At 61.9% G+C, this 14,805-nt stretch carries 13 protein-coding genes and 2 pseudogenes; 5 read left to right on the forward strand and 10 right to left on the reverse strand.

What is annotated here, in order from left to right; all coding sequences use genetic code 11:
- On the forward strand, positions 1 to 699 hold the full coding sequence (locus ABVK50_RS00835; protein ID WP_353643246.1) for a hypothetical protein: 699 nt from the start codon (positions 1 to 3) through the stop codon (positions 697 to 699).
- 8 nt (positions 700 to 707) lie between these two features.
- Positions 708 to 959 (forward strand): hypothetical protein, encoded by a 252-nt coding sequence (locus ABVK50_RS00840; RefSeq protein ID WP_353643245.1) that lies wholly within the window; start codon positions 708 to 710, stop codon positions 957 to 959.
- A 262-nt stretch (positions 960 to 1,221) separates the two neighbouring features.
- Here the strand turns inward: ABVK50_RS00840 and ABVK50_RS00845 are convergent, their stop codons facing one another.
- The 7 genes from ABVK50_RS00845 to dctP all read right to left on the reverse strand — a co-directional run bounded on the left by ABVK50_RS00845 (position 1,222) and on the right by dctP (position 8,751).
- Positions 1,222 to 2,079: a sigma-70 family RNA polymerase sigma factor gene (locus tag ABVK50_RS00845; RefSeq protein WP_353643244.1), complete on the reverse strand. Its 858-nt coding sequence runs from the start codon at positions 2,077 to 2,079 to the stop codon at positions 1,222 to 1,224.
- The gene (locus ABVK50_RS00850) at positions 2,079 to 2,552 is read right to left on the reverse strand and encodes a carboxymuconolactone decarboxylase family protein (protein ID WP_353643243.1); all 474 of its coding nucleotides are present in this window, start codon (positions 2,550 to 2,552) and stop codon (positions 2,079 to 2,081) included. The genes ABVK50_RS00845 and ABVK50_RS00850 overlap by 1 nt, the downstream gene beginning before the upstream one ends.
- 312 nt (positions 2,553 to 2,864) lie before the next feature.
- Positions 2,865 to 4,397: a malonyl-CoA synthase gene (locus ABVK50_RS00855; protein ID WP_353643242.1), complete on the reverse strand. Its 1,533-nt coding sequence runs from the start codon at positions 4,395 to 4,397 to the stop codon at positions 2,865 to 2,867.
- A 4-nt stretch (positions 4,398 to 4,401) separates the two neighbouring features.
- Positions 4,402 to 5,814, reverse strand: a complete 1,413-nt coding sequence (locus ABVK50_RS00860) for a malonyl-CoA decarboxylase (RefSeq protein ID WP_353643241.1) — start codon at positions 5,812 to 5,814, stop codon at positions 4,402 to 4,404.
- Entirely contained in the window at positions 5,811 to 7,127 is a 1,317-nt protein-coding gene (locus ABVK50_RS00865) for a TRAP transporter large permease (RefSeq protein WP_353643240.1), read from the reverse strand. The genes ABVK50_RS00860 and ABVK50_RS00865 overlap by 4 nt, the downstream gene beginning before the upstream one ends.
- Entirely contained in the window at positions 7,124 to 7,684 is a 561-nt protein-coding gene (locus ABVK50_RS00870; RefSeq protein ID WP_353646056.1) for a TRAP transporter small permease, read from the reverse strand. Before ABVK50_RS00870 ends, ABVK50_RS00865 begins: the two co-directional genes overlap by 4 nt.
- A 62-nt stretch (positions 7,685 to 7,746) precedes the next feature.
- Entirely contained in the window at positions 7,747 to 8,751 is a 1,005-nt protein-coding gene (gene dctP, locus ABVK50_RS00875) for a TRAP transporter substrate-binding protein DctP (RefSeq protein ID WP_353643239.1), read from the reverse strand.
- A gap of 119 nt (positions 8,752 to 8,870) precedes the next feature.
- Here dctP and ABVK50_RS00880 point away from each other — a divergent pair, with 119 nt between their 5' ends.
- The gene (locus tag ABVK50_RS00880) at positions 8,871 to 9,536 is read left to right on the forward strand and encodes a GntR family transcriptional regulator (RefSeq protein WP_353643238.1); all 666 of its coding nucleotides are present in this window, start codon (positions 8,871 to 8,873) and stop codon (positions 9,534 to 9,536) included.
- A 274-nt stretch (positions 9,537 to 9,810) separates the two neighbouring features.
- Here ABVK50_RS00880 and ABVK50_RS00885 read toward each other — a convergent pair whose 3' ends face one another.
- From ABVK50_RS00885 to ABVK50_RS00895, 3 genes are all read right to left on the reverse strand, one after another.
- Positions 9,811 to 11,637 (reverse strand): vitamin K epoxide reductase family protein, encoded by a 1,827-nt coding sequence (locus ABVK50_RS00885; protein ID WP_353646989.1) that lies wholly within the window; start codon positions 11,635 to 11,637, stop codon positions 9,811 to 9,813.
- Between the two features lie 175 nt (positions 11,638 to 11,812).
- A complete protein-coding gene (locus ABVK50_RS00890) occupies positions 11,813 to 12,340 on the reverse strand; it encodes an NAD(P)-dependent oxidoreductase (RefSeq protein ID WP_353643236.1) in 528 nt (175 codons plus the stop codon).
- A gap of 510 nt (positions 12,341 to 12,850) precedes the next feature.
- Positions 12,851 to 12,985, reverse strand: a complete 135-nt coding sequence (locus ABVK50_RS00895; RefSeq protein WP_353643235.1) for a hypothetical protein — start codon at positions 12,983 to 12,985, stop codon at positions 12,851 to 12,853.
- A 267-nt stretch (positions 12,986 to 13,252) separates the two neighbouring features.
- Here ABVK50_RS00895 and ABVK50_RS00900 point away from each other — a divergent pair.
- A pseudogene (locus tag ABVK50_RS00900) lies at positions 13,253 to 14,416 on the forward strand (nodulation protein NfeD); the annotation flags it as partial.
- A pseudogene (locus ABVK50_RS00905) lies at positions 14,416 to 14,691 on the forward strand (slipin family protein); the annotation flags it as partial. The pseudogenes ABVK50_RS00900 and ABVK50_RS00905, both read left to right, overlap by 1 nt.
- Between the last annotated feature and the right edge of the window lie 114 nt (positions 14,692 to 14,805).

Genomic DNA, 14,805 nt, shown 5'->3' on the forward strand with positions numbered 1-14,805 from the left:
ATGATCACCACCATTGCCCTTTCGATCTTTATTGCCGCGTCCTGTGCCTGGATGGGGAGACGCGCAGTCAGTGACCATCGCGCTGCGCTCGCCCGGCGCCGGGGTATGCTCGACGCGGCCGCGTCGCTCTTGTCCAACGCCCGCATCAGCTTCGCTCCCGACCATTTCCCGATCCTCGTCGGCCGCCTTGGCGACGGTAGACAGACCAAGATCGAACTCATCGCCGACACCATGGTGACACGCCGGCTGCCCCAGCTCTGGCTAAGGGTGACGCTCAGCGAAGTTGGCGAATGCAACAGGCCGACGATCGGTGCGCTCGCCCGGCCGACCGGCGCCGAATATTATTCGCTCGTCCATGACATGCCCGAATGGCTGACGCCACCAGAGACCGGCGCCTCGCTGTTGATGCGAGGTGACGGTCGCGCCACAGCCCTGCAGATCGAGAATGTCGTGGCGGTTTTTCGCAGTCTCTTTGCTGATCCAGCCTTGAAAGAAGCCGTCATTTCGCCGCGTGGCACCAGGGTCATCCGTCAGGCTGCCCAAGGCGAGCGGGGAGCGCATCTGTTGCTACGCCAGATCCGCTTTCCCATTACGGCGATCTCCCCCGATCTTGTCAGCAAAGCTATCGCCGAGGCTGCTGCCTTGAGTAAGACGCTGTCTGGGCGCGAAGCCCTAACTGCCGCCTATGAAGTGGCCTGAGATTGGCTATGCACAAACCGATCAATCCTTACCTGGTCCTTGCTTTGGCTATCGCGCTCCCAGGCGCCGGCCACGTCGCCGTGCGCGACGCGCCGCGCGGGCTCGCCTTCGCCTTCTTCGTCGTCCTGTTTTCCGTTATCAGTTACATGACGACGACGTCGGACCAGACGTTCATCGGCCGACATGCCGGCGGGCTGTTCGTCTGGGCGCTTTCGATCCCGGACGCCTATCGTCGGGCCCGCCTCCTGGCGACCAGGTAGTCGCTCTCGACGGCGAAGACGCCAGCCGATGCGAATGCGGCTCAGAACAGCCCGAGCACGCCATCATGTGCGAGCGCCTCATCTCCGTTTTTGTTCGGGATGCTCGGATTCCTGGAGGGCGTGTCGGCGGCCAGTGCCTGTCTCGCCATGGGAGAGCGCCGTCGGATCTCGAGTTTGGGACCGGCAGACGCGAGGTAACGCATCCAACAAGGGTCGGCACCAGGAGATCGGAAAACCATTCGCGCCCCTTTGGCGATGGAATCTAATGCAGATGCCTTAGCTTGTCAGGGTTCCGCACCACATAGATCGCTACGACCTTGCCGTCCTCGATTTCAAGCGCGGTCGTCTGGATTTCACCATCAGCCTCGAGCGTGATGAAGCCGGGCAATCCATTGACGAATCCGGCGCGAATAAGCGTCGAGCCATTCTTCTGGAAAAGAGCTGCCAGAGTTTCGTGCACCTTCATGACGGCATGGAAACCGACTATAGGCTCCACAGCTGCCGGACGCTTGCCGCCGCCATCGGCATGAACGCTGACGTCGGCCGCCAACATCATACCAAGCGTCTTCATGTCGCCGCTGCGGGAGGCGTCGAAGAACGCCTTCGCAAGCTCGATGCCACGTTGTTTATCGACCTGAAACCGGGGTCTCGCCTCCCGGACATGGCTGCGCGCGCGGCTGGCGAGCTGCCGGCAGGCGGACGGATCTCGCTGAATGGTTGCCGCGACTTCCTCGAATCCCAGCCCGAACACGTCGTGCAGCAGGAAGGCCGCCCGCTCGAGCGGAGAAAGGCGCTCCAGCGCAAGCATCAGCGGCAAGGTTACGTCTTCCTCCTCTTCATCTTCTACGACGGGATCGGGAAGCCAGGGGCCGACGTAGGTTTCGCGCTGGCGTCGCGCCGATTTGAGCTGATCGAGGCAGAGGCGCGTGACCGTACGGCGCAGGAAAGCCTCCGGCTCGCGCACCTCGCTGCGGTCCGTCCTCATCCAGCGGATGAAGGCTTCCTGGACAATGTCCTCGGCATCGGCCACGGAGCCGAGCATGCGATAGGCGACGCGAACGAGCTTTGGACGCAGCGGGTCGAAACCCGCCGCTGCGTCCTCGTTCGGGACGTCCGCCATCAGGCGGCGGCCTTGGCCTGAATCGCTTTCGCGGCCGCCGGATCGACGAACAGCCCGAAGCCGACCGCGAGACGGTTCCAGCCGTTGATGATGTTGATCATCAGCGTGAGTTTCACCTGCTCCTCTTCCGAAAACTCTTGGCTCAGGGCTTCATAGGCACTTTGGTGCGTGTGTCCCTCGGAGAGCCGAGTCAGCGCCTCGGTCCAGCCGAGCGCGGCGCGTTCGCGCTCCGTATAGCATGGCGCCTCGCGCCAGGCTGACAGCAGGTAGAGGCGCTGTTCGGTTTCTCCCTTCTCGCGCGCTGCCGCTGTATGCATGTTGAGGCAGTTGGCGCAGCCGTTGATCTGCGAGGCGCGGATCTCCACGAGCCCGACGAGGCTCGATTCCAGGCTCGAATGGATGGCGAGCGACGTCCCCATCCAGCTCTTCATCAGCGCAGGGGCGGCGGCGAAGGGATCGAGTTTGGCGGTCATGATTGGCTCCTTTTCTGTTGGTTCCGACATCATGACGAGGCAGGACCTGCCGGTGTGACATACTCGCCGATTTTTTGTTCGTTCGCGCCACAAGGCTACAGCGGTCGGCTTCGCTGTGCCCCTGGACGGGATGTTGAGCCGAGGGCTGGATCGGTGTCCGCGACAGACCATGCTGGCCCCTACAACAGCCCCCGGGCTGACCCGAACCGATGCAAGGCCAGGTTCGTCTCACTCGACATGTTCAAAGCGCGCGCGTAACGCCTGTAACAATCTGGATCGCCGGGCGCCTCAAGCCAGAACCGCCTTGAATGCTTAGCCCTGGGGTTGCAGGACCGGTGCGTAGAGACCCACATACTCGTCCCGCAACACTTTCTTTTGGACCTTGCCCATAGTGTTGCGTGGCAGCTCATCGACGAAGATCACCCGCTTGGGCTGCTTGTATCGGGCCAGCCGGCCGTCAAGCGCGGCGACAATCGCCTTCTCATCTATTGCCGCCTCGCTTTCCCTGACGACGATCGCGGTCACGCTTTCCCCGAAATCGGGGTGCGGTACGCCGATGACGGCGCTTTCCACCACTCCGGGAAGCTGATCGATCTCGACCTCCACTTCCTTCGGATAGATGTTGTAGCCGCCGGAAATCACGAGATCCTTGCCGCGGCCGACGATCGAGACATAGCCGCGATCGTCGATCTGACCGAGGTCGCCGGTGATGAAGAAGCCGTCGTCGCGGAACTCGGCCTGGGTTTTTTCGGGCATACGCCAATAGCCCTTGAATACGTTCGGTCCCTTCACCTCGATCATGCCGGTGGCGCCTCGTGGCAAGGCGCTGCCTGTATCGGGATCGACCACCCGAAGCTGCACGCCCGGTAGCGGCAAACCGACCGTGCCGGCGATCCGGTCGCCGTCATAGGGGTTCGACGTGTTCATATTGGTCTCGGTCATGCCGTAGCGTTCGAGGATGGCGTGGTCGGTGCGCTCACGAAAAGCGCGATGCGTATCGGCCAGAAGCGGGGCGGAACCAGAGATGAAAAGCCGCACGCCGGCCGCCGCCTCGCGAGTGAGACCGGGATGCTGCAGCAGGCGGACATAGAAGGTCGGCACGCCCATCATCGTCGTCGCCCGGCCCATCAGGGCCAATATCTGGTCTGGATCGAATTTTGGCAGGAACAGCATCGACGCGCCGGCAGCCAGGATCGTGTTGGTCGCAACGAACAGCCCGTGCGTATGGAAGATCGGCAAGGCGTGGATCAGCCGGTCGTCAGCGGTGAATCGCCAGTAGTTCCTTAGCGTCAAGGCGTTCGACAGGAGATTGTCGTGCGTCAGCATCGCGCCTTTTGAGCGCCCGGTGGTGCCGGAAGTGTAAAGGATCGCGGCGAGATCATCCGCACCACGCGCGACATCCGCGAATTCCGCATCTGTGACGGCGGCCTTTTCCATCACCGAGCCGCCGCCGAACTCGTCCAGCGTTTCGACTTTTCCGCCATGCGCTTTGGCGATCCCACTTATGCCGGCTTCGGCGCCTGGCGCGCAAATGACGAGGCGTGGTTCCGCGTCTCCGATGAAATAGTCGAGCTCAGCCAGCGTGTAGGCGATATTGAGCGGCAGATAGACCGCCCCGGCGCGCAGGCAGGCGAGATAGACCATCAGCGCTTCGACGCTCTTTTCAACCTGGACCGCGACGCGATCGCCCGGCTCCACGCCCAATCCGGCCAGGACGCCGGCAATGCGGCCTGAAACATCGAGCATATCGCCATAGGTCCAGACTCGCCCCTCCGGCGTTTCGATGAAGGGCGCCTTCGTTGATGCGATCGCCGTGCGGATCGCATCGAACATATGGTTGCTCACGATGTCAGCTCCCTGTTTTCGCGGCTACTTCGATTTGCTTCTCCGTCTCCGCCTCCGGCGCAGGCAATGACCGCCGCGGTGCACGTTCATTGCGCAATAGCCGTTTGACGGCGGGGGCTGCAACAACTTCGCCGCGTTCGACGAAGGCCTCGTGGTTGGCCTCGATGTCGTCGAGCTTGTAGAGGTAGTTGACCATCACCCCGTGCGACTGGCGCATGGCGCGCGGCGACTGATCGGCGAGGAAGTTAATGCGTTCGAGCCGCGCGCCATTGCCGAGATGGAAGCGGGCGACCGGGTCGATCGGCAGGCCGCGAGGGTTGCGAGTGCGCAAGAGATAATGCGCCGCCGCTGGCAGGATCGACGCTTCGACCGCGGCCCGTGTTTTCGGATCGCTGGACCATTCCGGATGCTCGAGCAACTGCAGTGATTTCCGGTCGGCGTCGCTCAATTCGCCCGAAGCCGTATCCATCTCCGATGCCAGCCAGCGGGAAAAGCCTGGCAGCGGCGACAGCGTCGCGAACGTTTCCAGCTTTGGCAGGTCGCGGCGCAATTCCTCCACCACCTGCTTGATCAGGAAATTGCCGAAGGAAATGCCGCGCAGGCCATCTTGGCAATTGGAGATCGAATAGAATACGGCCGTCGTGGCGTCCTCCGCCCGGATAGGCGCCCGCGCTTCGTTGAGCAATTCCGAAATCGAGCCGGAAATCGACTTTGTAAGTGCGACTTCGACGAAAATCAGAGGCTCGTCGACGAGTTGCGGATGAAAGAAGGCGAAGCAGCGACGGTCTTCAGGGCCGAGCCGGCGGCGCAACTCATTCCAGTCGCCTATCTCGTGCACGGCCTCATACCGTATGATCTTTTCCAGGACGTTGGCCGGCGCGGACCAGCCAATGGGCGTCAGCACCAAAAAGCCGCGGTTGAACCACGATCCGAACAGATGGCTGAAATCGGCGTCCACGGCTTCCAGATCGCGGTTGCTGGCCATCTGGTCCAGCAATGCCTCGCGCATCTGCACCAGGGTTGCAATGCCGTTGGGTGCAAGGTTCAGCCGGCGGATCAACTCCTGCCGCCGGGGCTCGGCGGCGGCATGCAATTCGCGCAGCGTCTGAGGCGAGCGCTCCTCCCGATAGGCTTCGATCGCCCTCTCAAGACGTTCGGGGTCGGGGCCGAATTTTTCGAGCAACATTGCCATGAACGCGCGGCGATCGTCCTGGTTGGAACGCCGCCAGCGCTCCAGTATGTCGTCTGCCAGCGCCATGCCGGAAGCTTCGCCTCGCCGTGAAAGCAGGTTCTGGCAGGCTCGTTCAAGGTCGCCGGCACCCTCCGCCGGCAGGGGTTGCCAGCCGAGGGACAAAAGCCTGCGCCCTCTTTCGGCTATCGTCTGCAGCATGTCGCCGAATATGGATGAGGTGTTCATATCCCGGCTCCGAGCATCTGGTTGGGCAGCCAGGTAGCAATACCGGGAAAGATGCACAGAATGGCGATGGCGAGTATCATCACAAGCACGTAAGGCAGCGCCCCCCATAAAATCTCCCGGGTCGGTATACCGGGCGCGATAGCGTTGATGACGAACAGGTTGAGCCCGATCGGCGGCGAGATCAGCCCGATCTCCATGTTGATGGTGAGCACGATTGCGAACCAGTAGGGATCAAATCCCGCCTGCACAATGATCGGGAACAGCAGCGGCGCCGACATGACAATGACCGCCACCGGCGGCAGGAACATGCCGGCCACCAGCAGGAACACGTTGATGGTCGCCATCAGCACCCACCGGTTGACCTCCATCTCGGTAATCGCGCCGGCTATCGTCTGCGTGATGAACAGCGACGACAGCGCGAAGGCGAACAGCTCGGCCGCCGCCAGGATCATCATGATCATCACGCTTTCGCGCATGGCGGTGGTGAAAATATTGGAGACGGGCCGGAACCTGAACAGCCTGTAGGCGATGACAACAACAACAACAGTGAGGAACGCGCCCGCGCCTGCCGCCTCGGACGGTGTGGCAATGCCGCCGTAGAGCACGTAAAGCACGCCTGCAATGATCAGAAGGAAAGGCAGCACGCGGGGCAGGTTCGACAATTTTTCCGCCAGCGTGTAGCGCACCGCGCGGCTGGCGAAGTCGTAGCCTTTGCGTTTGCAGTCGATCAGCGCCCAGGTCATGAACATGGCCGTCAGCATAAGGCCAGGAATTACCCCCGCCATGAAAAGTCGGCCGATCGAGGTTTCAGTCGAGATGCCATAGACGATGAGTGTGACCGAGGGCGGGATCAGAATGCCGAGCGTGCCGCCGGCTGCGATCGAGCCCGCGGCGACCGAGGACGGATAGCCGCGTTGCGTCATCTCGGGAATGCCTATCTTGCCGATCGCTGCTGCGGTCGCCGGCGAAGAGCCTGTCAGGCCGGCGAAGATGGCGCAGGCGCCGATATTGGAAAGCACCAGTCCTCCTGGAATGCGATTCAGCCAGCGGTCGAGCGCCAGATAGAGATCGCTGCCGGCCGGCGACGAGGCCACCGCAGCCCCCATCAGCACGAACATGGGGATCGCGACGAAGGCGAGATTGGCGATGCCCGAATACATCGTCTCGGACATCACGTAGAACATGCCGACGCCGCCATCGAGGAGCAGAGCGGTAACGGCCGCCAGGCCGAGCGCGAAGGCGATCGGCATGCCGGTGCCAAGCAGAACGAAAAGACCGGCGATCAATACCAGCCCGGCAGTGGTTGGGCTCATGATGGTCTTCCTTCGCTCGGCTCGAGATCGGCAAATGCCGAAATCTCCGCATCGGGTTCGAGCGCGGCTGCACCCTCGTCGGTGTGAAGTCTTAGGATTTCGGCGAAATATTGCAGGCACAGCATCGCGAAACCTATTGGCACCGCCGAGTACGGAATCCAGAGCGGAGGAGCCCACACGGTCGGCGACGTCCACTCGTTCACCCACGCTTCGTGAAAGTTTATCCAGCCGGCGACCAGCATGACCGAGCAGAAAATCAGGCCGAGCCAGCATCCCGCCAGCCTCAGCATGAGGCGTGTCGCATCGCCGACCAGATGCTCGATGACGTCGACGCCCACATGCCCTTTCTTCAGGAGCACGTAAGGCGCGCCGACGAAGATCGCGGCGGTTGCCGAATAGACGACGAAGTCGGTTTGCCAGATCGTGGCCTCGCGCAATATGTAGCGCACGAAGATCATTTGGCAGACGCCCAGCATCGCCAGCGCCAGGAGAAATGTTGCAAGTGCCCCCAACGCCCGCGAGACGTTGCTCACGGTACGGATGTAGCTTTTGATCATCGTCGTACCCGCTTTCGGGATTGACGGCGGCGCGTCAGCGGACTGGCGGCCGCCGGAAGGGTTCATTTCACCGCGAGCGCCTTCTGGATCAGTTCCTCGCCGCCTTCGACCTTCTCGGCGAAGTTCTTGTAGGACGACTCCTTGGCGATCGCGAGCCAGGCGTCGTAATCCTCTTTGGACATCTCGACGACCTCGACGCCGGCCTTCTTGAAGGTGTCGACCATGATCTGGTCGCCCTTCTTGATCTCCTCGTTGAAATAGGCTTCCGCCTTTTCCGCCGCCGCCAGTATCGCCTGCTGTTGCTCCTGCGTCAGGCCATCATAGACCTGCTTCGACATGAGGATGGGCTCGTACATGAACCAAAGCGCGTTTTCGCCCGGGGCGGTCAGACACTTGACCTGCTCATGGAGCCTGTAGGAGACGAAGCTTGCCGAGGATGTGTTGGTCGCGTCGAGCACGCCGGTCTGCATCGCCGTGTAGATTTCCGACGAGGGCATCGAGGTGATCGACGCGCCTGCAGCGGCGAGCATCTCCTCGAAGGCGGGGCCTGCCGCGCGGATGACCTGTCCCTTGACCGTATCCGGTGAGGTGATGCACCCCTTGGTCGACGCAAAGGCGCCTGACAGCCAGGCGTCGGCGATGACGACCACTCCGGCTTCCTCGATCTCCTTCTTGATCACGGCCATGAACTCGGAATCGTTCAGTCGCTCCGCGCGATCCAGGCTGCCGACCAAGCCCGGCATGAGCGTCGCCGAGAACACAGCGTGACGGCCGGAGGCGTAGTCGAGCGGGAATGATGACATGGCGAGCAGGCCGCGCGTCATCGCGTTCCACTGTTCGTTGGGCTTGTAGAGCGACGCGCCGGGATAGACCTGGATTTCGAGCCCGACATTGGCCGCCGCGACCTCCTTGGCGATGATCTGCACCATCTCGTCGCGAGGGTCGCCCTTGCCGCCGGGAAATTGATGCGAGGCCTTGAGCACGGTCTGGGCCTGTGCGGCCCCCGCGATCACGCAGCCGGCGGCGAGAGCCGTCGCCAGCCTGAGAAGGTTCGCAAAGATTTTCATTATTTCCTCCCTATTGTTCCGGCCCTCCAGCCGATTGGGATGATTGACGCCAATCTTGCGCGCAAAGTCAATACAGATGTATACAAAAACACTATTCCTGCATAATAGCGAGACATCCATTGGCCGCCAGCACCTTCCACAAATTGCGCGACGAGATCGAAAACGGCATCGTCACTGGAACTCTCGCGCCTGGATCGCGGCTTGACGAGGTGCAACTCGCCAGCCGATTTGGGGTTTCGCGCACGCCTATCCGGGAAGCGTTGATGCAATTGGGCGCGATCGGTCTGGTCGAGATAAGGCCGCGTCGCGGTGCGGTGGTGGTCAATCCTGGCCCGAACCGCATATACGAGATGTTCGAGGTGATGGCCGAACTGGAAGGAATGGCCGGCTCGCTCGCAGCCCGACGTTATACGGAAGAGGATCGGGCGAAGTTGCTTGCAGCTCATGCAGAATGCGAGCGGTCGGTAAGAAGCGGGGATACCGACGCCTACTATTATGACAATGAGATATTCCACCACGCCATTTATGGAGCCAGCCACAGCGGCTTTCTTTCCGACCAATGCGCGGCATTGCACCGCCGTCTGCGGCCGTATCGCCGTCTGCAACTGCGTGTCCTGAACCGGATGAAAGTGTCCTTCGGCGAGCATACCCGCATTGTCGAAGCAATCCTGGCCGGAGAAGCGGAAACCGCCCGTGACCTGCTGCGGGGCCACATCGCCGTCCAGGGAGATCGGTTTGGCGATCTCATCGCTTCGTTGACCAGCAGCGGTCAAAAGCTACTCTGAGGCGTTGCACCGGCGGAAGCTGCTGGCCAGCCGAGCGGTCGTAAAACCACCCGCCACAGCTTTCTGGCGGAGGTAAATGCCCATGGGAATGCGATAGGAATAGCGCCGGTTATCACCACGCTCGCGCTCTCGCCAATCCCGGTGCCAGTCGCCGCGGAGACGGAAGTTCAGCCGGGCTTAAAGACAGCTGCCAACGGAACGTCGGTTTCTCAACAGTGCCTTCTTGCATTTGCGAACGCCCCGTTGAGCATGCGAACGCCCCGTTGAGCACCAATCAAAAGACGTAGCGGTCCCAGCTTCCATAGCGTTCATTGCTCCGCGTTCCGCGCGGCAGGCTTAGCGCGATCACGAGAAGTCCGCAGATCACGTCATTCCAGGCCGCCCCGGCAGTCGCGCCGGAAAGCATCCACGGCGTCGCGATCAGCCACAGCCCGAGCAGGACGTTCAGGAACCGCAGCGGCCGGGCGACCTCTGCCATGGCGATCACCGCGACAGTTATGATCATTGCGCCGACGAGGTGATCGCTGTCGGCGACGGCGCCTTCCGCGCCGAATACAAGGCGGGAGAACATGAGCCATGCGCCGAGGACGGAACTCGCGATCAATGTCCAGGGAAGGGTGACGCCCCAGACGGCCGCTTCGGCCTGCTTGCGCAGCGGTTCGTCGAGGCTGGCGCGATCGTCGGGCTTGCCTCCGGCATCAGGTCCGCCCTGCAGGAAGGTGCGGATCAGCGGCCGTCCGGCGCGATGGCTGCGGAGCATGTATTGGCCCATGGCCACCACCTCGTCCACGGTCAGGGGGATCATCACCAGCATGGCGAAGGCGGCGATCAGGCAAAGCGTGCAGTAGGTGCCGATCATGATCGGCTGGATGATGATGAAGAAGATCGAAACTCCGCCGAGCGGCACCACGAGGATGAAGAAGAATGTCACCATCCATGGCATGGTGCGCCAGCGTTTCGAGGAGCCCATCGCCCCCATCAGCACCTCGATCATATAGCTCGTGGCTCCGAGCCCGGCGTCGGCGATCGGCCAGGCGCGCGACACGTCGGAGGTGATGATGAATTCCGTGCCGTTCTTCGTGCCGCCACCGGAGAAGAATGGCTCCCAGACGTGGCCGATATGGCCGAGCTGGTAGGCGGCGAGGTAGCGGGCGATGAAGAAACCGAAGAGGCCGAGCGCGATGATCGGCAGGCGCTGCAGCCAGGACGAAGGCGAGTAGGTCCAGCCCGGCGGAATCTCGCTTTCGTCCATCATGCCTTCATGACTCATGCCGGGCATCATGGGTACGAGCACCGAAAAGGCGATTGCAAGCGCACCGATGATGGTGTCGTTGGCATAGGCCGCCGCGCTCGGGGTCCAGAAGAAGAGCGGTGCGAAGAGCAGCCACAGGCCGACGACCGTCGTGCCCCACTGCGCCCAATTGAATTTCGGCTTGAGAGCGAGCGAGCCGAACAGGATCAGGAGAAGCCCGCACGCGATCTCGTTCCAGCCGGTGATGGCATTGCGCAGTTCCGGCGCCCACAGGCCGCGCTCCTGGGTAACATCGCGCGCTACATTGCCGGCGATCTCCGGATTGAACAGTGCGAGCTGGAATGGACTGGTTAGCAGCCAGACGCCGAGCGCGATGACAAGCAAATGCACCCACAACATGTGCAGGCGCATTTTTGCCATCCGTGCCATATGCTCCTGCATCGCCTTCTTCCCGTGGGCGTCATGCATCCCAGAGCCTCCGGTGGCCTCTTCTCGGCCTGCCACCGTGGACACGTTGAGCTTGTTCACCCGGTACCACCCGACCGGATCCGCTTTGAGCGCCTCGATCATTTTGGGCAGCGTCTCGCGCAGGGAGCGTTTCGGTTTCCAATCGAGTACCGTTCTGGCGCGGGTGATGTCGAGCGCATAGTGGTCGTCGGCTATGTCGACCATCCATGGTTTGATGAAGGAGTCCTCGTCGAGCACTTCCTCTTCGATCCAGGCGCCGGTCCTTGCGAGCGCTTTCGGAACGTACCAGGTCTCCCAAGGCTCGCCATGGATGATCTGGCCGATCTGGCGCTGCATCTCCCCGTACCCGAGTGCTTCAGGTTCTCCAAGCAGGAGCGGCAACTCGGGTGGAAGCTCCTTGCGCCGCTCGATCAGCCGCAGGATTGCATCCGCGAAGTCCTCGACATGCAGGAAGGACTGCCCCGTCTCGAGGTTGCCCGGATAGACTCGCCCTTTAGGGCTTCGCTCGTAAATCCGGGCGATCTGATTGGCCAGGAATGGGTTGCTGCTCCGATCGTCATAAACGCCGGCAGGACGAAGATACGACGGGCATGCTCCCGTGCCGTTTCGCGATCAGCCTTTCGGTTTGGACCTTGGATGCGCGGTAGGGCAGTTTCGGGTCGAGAGGCTGGTCCTCGTCGATCCTTTCGCCGGGCTTGGCGGCCCGATGCACCAGCATGGTGCTGGCGAATACGAACTGCTCGACCTCGAAGCTCCCGAGAGCCTGGAGGAGGTGTTCGGTACCGCGCAGCGTAATCTCCTCATATTTCGGGTTCGATTCTCCCGTGAGGTCGAAATAGGCGGCCAGATGAATGACGGATGCAATGCGGTCCCCGGCATGCTTGCGCACGCGTTCGAGCGCCGCCTTGACGCTTTCCTTCGAAGTGAGGTCGATCTCGACGAACAAGTTCGGCTCTGGACCGGCCTTTGCTGCCTTGAGATCGAGCGAGACGACGTCGAACCGGTCGCGAAGCTTCGCAACAAGTGCGCGGCCAAGAAATCCGCTGCCGCCCGTGATTAGTACGGTGTCTTTTTGCTTCGGCAATCGTTCCTCCTTCGGACGGAAAGCCGCGGCGCGGTGTGGGTCGGCTTTATTGTGCTCGATCAAGGCCACCAGTTCCTTTCCTGGGGCTCTCTCGTGGAGCAACTCGTATATGCCGCAGGTGTTCCGGCAGCTTGTTGGTTTGCGGATCGCGCCAAACCCACCACGGCCGCCTTACTTGTTCGTCAGCCGTTGACAGGTTGAGGGATCGGCCTCCGCAAGGGTCCAGAGCCGGATATGCGGGAGTTTGTGCATCCTTTCGTGAGTACGCGCCGATGCGATCATTCGTTCATGCCGCCGCACCATAGCACGGAGAACGCGGTAGAAAGCCGCGGTGGGCCGCTGTAGCGGCTTGAGAACAAATCTAAGGTGCGCCGGCCACCGCGCCGACACGGCTGTGGCGAGCGCCCGGTCGGGGCCGGCCCGCACCTTTCGATGGTGTTCGGCCCGGGAGTCAGACGCTTCGGTTACATATTGCTAAGAGCAGACCACGAGCTTGAGCGTCAGTTCCGATTACGCCCAGAACAAAAGGCCGATCACCAGCAACGCGATGACGATCAGAAGGCTCCAGATCTGCCATGACCTCATGCGGCGGAAGGTGAACGATTCGCGCGCGAACCTGTCAGGATCGCCTCGATTGTTTGCCATTGCATCACCTCATCGATACTTTTCTCCGGCCGTATGCAGGTAACGCCGGCGCAGCCCCGAAGGTTTCAAAGGCAAAGGTTGCCCGTTCGGTTTCCGGCATGGATGTCATGCGGCACAGGCACTGAGATTGGCTGCGGGTTGCTTGCCCCGTTAGCCTGCCTGTTCGCTTCCGGCCTTAGACCTATATCGTTCCAGATGGGTGTCCGACGACAGGGCGTGATTCTTGCCAGCGTTCAGCGCTGTGCACGGGCCTTTGCGCTGATGCTGATGGTGTTGGCCGGCCTTTTCGGCTTGGTTATTTCGCATTCTTCGGAAAACAGAGGCGTGGCTGTTGTGCTGAAGCTGGAGGGCGCCGTCAGTCCAGCGGCTGCCGATTACGTGACGCGCGGTCTCCAGCAGGCTGAGGAGAGGCGAGCGGAATTGGTCGTGCTCCAGATGGACACGCCCGGTGGTCTGGACACTTCGATGCGCCACATCATCCGCGCTATCCTTTCCTCTCCCGTTCCCGTCGCGAGCTTCGTCGCGCCGAGCGGCGCGCGGGCCGCCAGCGCCGGCGCCTATATCCTTTATGCGAGCCACATCGCCGCGATGGCTCCCGGCACGAACCTTGGCGCCGCGACTCCGATCGAGATCGGTGGCGGCGGATTGGCGTTCGGCGGCGATGAAGAGGCTGACCAGGAGCAGCCGGACGAAAGTCGCGACCGTGAGGAGGACCAACCGGCGGGGGAGCGGCAGTCCCCGCGCAACTCAGCCGAGGCAAAGGCAATCAATGACGCCGTGGCTTATATACGCAGCCTGGCGGAGTTGCGCGGGCGCAATGCCGATTGGGCGGAAAAGGCGGTGCGCAAGGCCGCCAGCCTTTCGTCGACAGCCGCGGCACGCGAGAACGTCATCGACTTTACCGCCGCCACAGTGGACGACCTTCTTGCCAAGGCGAACGGTCGCACTGTGCGGGTCGGCCAGACGACCGTCACGCTAGACACTGCCGACCTCGCCGTCGGGGAGATGGAGCCGGACTGGCGCACTCGGCTTCTCGCCGTCATCACGAACCCGAATGTGGCGCTGATCTTCCTTATGATCGGCCTCTACGGACTGATCTTCGAGTTTCTCAATCCCGGCGCAATGGTGCCCGGAACGATCGGTGGCATCAGCCTGCTGGTCGGTCTATACGCGCTCGCGGTGCTTCCGGTCAGCTTTGCCGGAGCCGGCCTGGTTGTGCTGGGCGTCGGCCTTATCGTCGCGGAAGCCTTCGCGCCATCCTTTGGCATCCTCGGCATAGGCGGCACCGTCGCGCTGGTGCTGGGAGCCACCATCCTCTTCGACACCGACATACCCGGATTACAGCTGTCCTGGCCAGTTGTCGGCGGCGTCGCGGTCTCCAGCTTGGCGCTCACGCTGTTGATCGTCCGGCTGGCGTGGATTTCGCATCGGATATCGACGAATCCATGATCAGAGCCATTGCCCGCCAGGCCGAAGCAGAGCGAGAGCGGCGCGCCAAGATCATCAATGCCGAGGGCGAACAGCAGGCTGCGCAGAAGCTGTTTGAGGCTGCCGAAATCCTGGCAAAGCAGCCGGAAGCCATGCAACTCCGCTATCTGAGTACGCTAAACGTGATAGCGGGCGAGAAGAACTCGACGATCGTCTTCCCCTTCCCGATGGAGTTTCTGAACCTCGCGCCCGGCATGGGTGACAAGCATACGAAGTAGGGATCATCGGCGCCTGGAATAGGCCTTCTAGCACTAGCCCGCATCCAAGCTCATTCAGAGAGCAATACGGGCATATCATGCCTGCTCCGACCAAGCTGCAGATCGACGGCCAAG

Origin of the sequence: Mesorhizobium sp. WSM2240 (assembly GCF_040438645.1) — a bacterium.
GTDB lineage: Bacteria > Pseudomonadota > Alphaproteobacteria > Rhizobiales > Rhizobiaceae > Allomesorhizobium.

Coding starts and splice junctions, on each gene's coding strand:
- ABVK50_RS00835 (WP_353643246.1), top strand. CDS start 1: ATGATCACCACCATTGCCCTTTCGATCTTTATTGCCGCGTCCTGTGCC.
- ABVK50_RS00845 (WP_353643244.1), bottom strand. CDS start 2,079: ATGGCGGACGTCCCGAACGAGGACGCAGCGGCGGGTTTCGACCCGCTG.
- ABVK50_RS00860 (WP_353643241.1), bottom strand. CDS start 5,814: ATGAACACCTCATCCATATTCGGCGACATGCTGCAGACGATAGCCGAA.
- ABVK50_RS00850 (WP_353643243.1), bottom strand. CDS start 2,552: ATGACCGCCAAACTCGATCCCTTCGCCGCCGCCCCTGCGCTGATGAAG.
- dctP (WP_353643239.1), bottom strand. CDS start 8,751: ATGAAAATCTTTGCGAACCTTCTCAGGCTGGCGACGGCTCTCGCCGCC.
- ABVK50_RS00840 (WP_353643245.1), top strand. CDS start 708: ATGCACAAACCGATCAATCCTTACCTGGTCCTTGCTTTGGCTATCGCG.
- ABVK50_RS00870 (WP_353646056.1), bottom strand. CDS start 7,684: ATGATCAAAAGCTACATCCGTACCGTGAGCAACGTCTCGCGGGCGTTG.
- ABVK50_RS00895 (WP_353643235.1), bottom strand. CDS start 12,985: ATGGCAAACAATCGAGGCGATCCTGACAGGTTCGCGCGCGAATCGTTC.
- ABVK50_RS00865 (WP_353643240.1), bottom strand. CDS start 7,127: ATGAGCCCAACCACTGCCGGGCTGGTATTGATCGCCGGTCTTTTCGTT.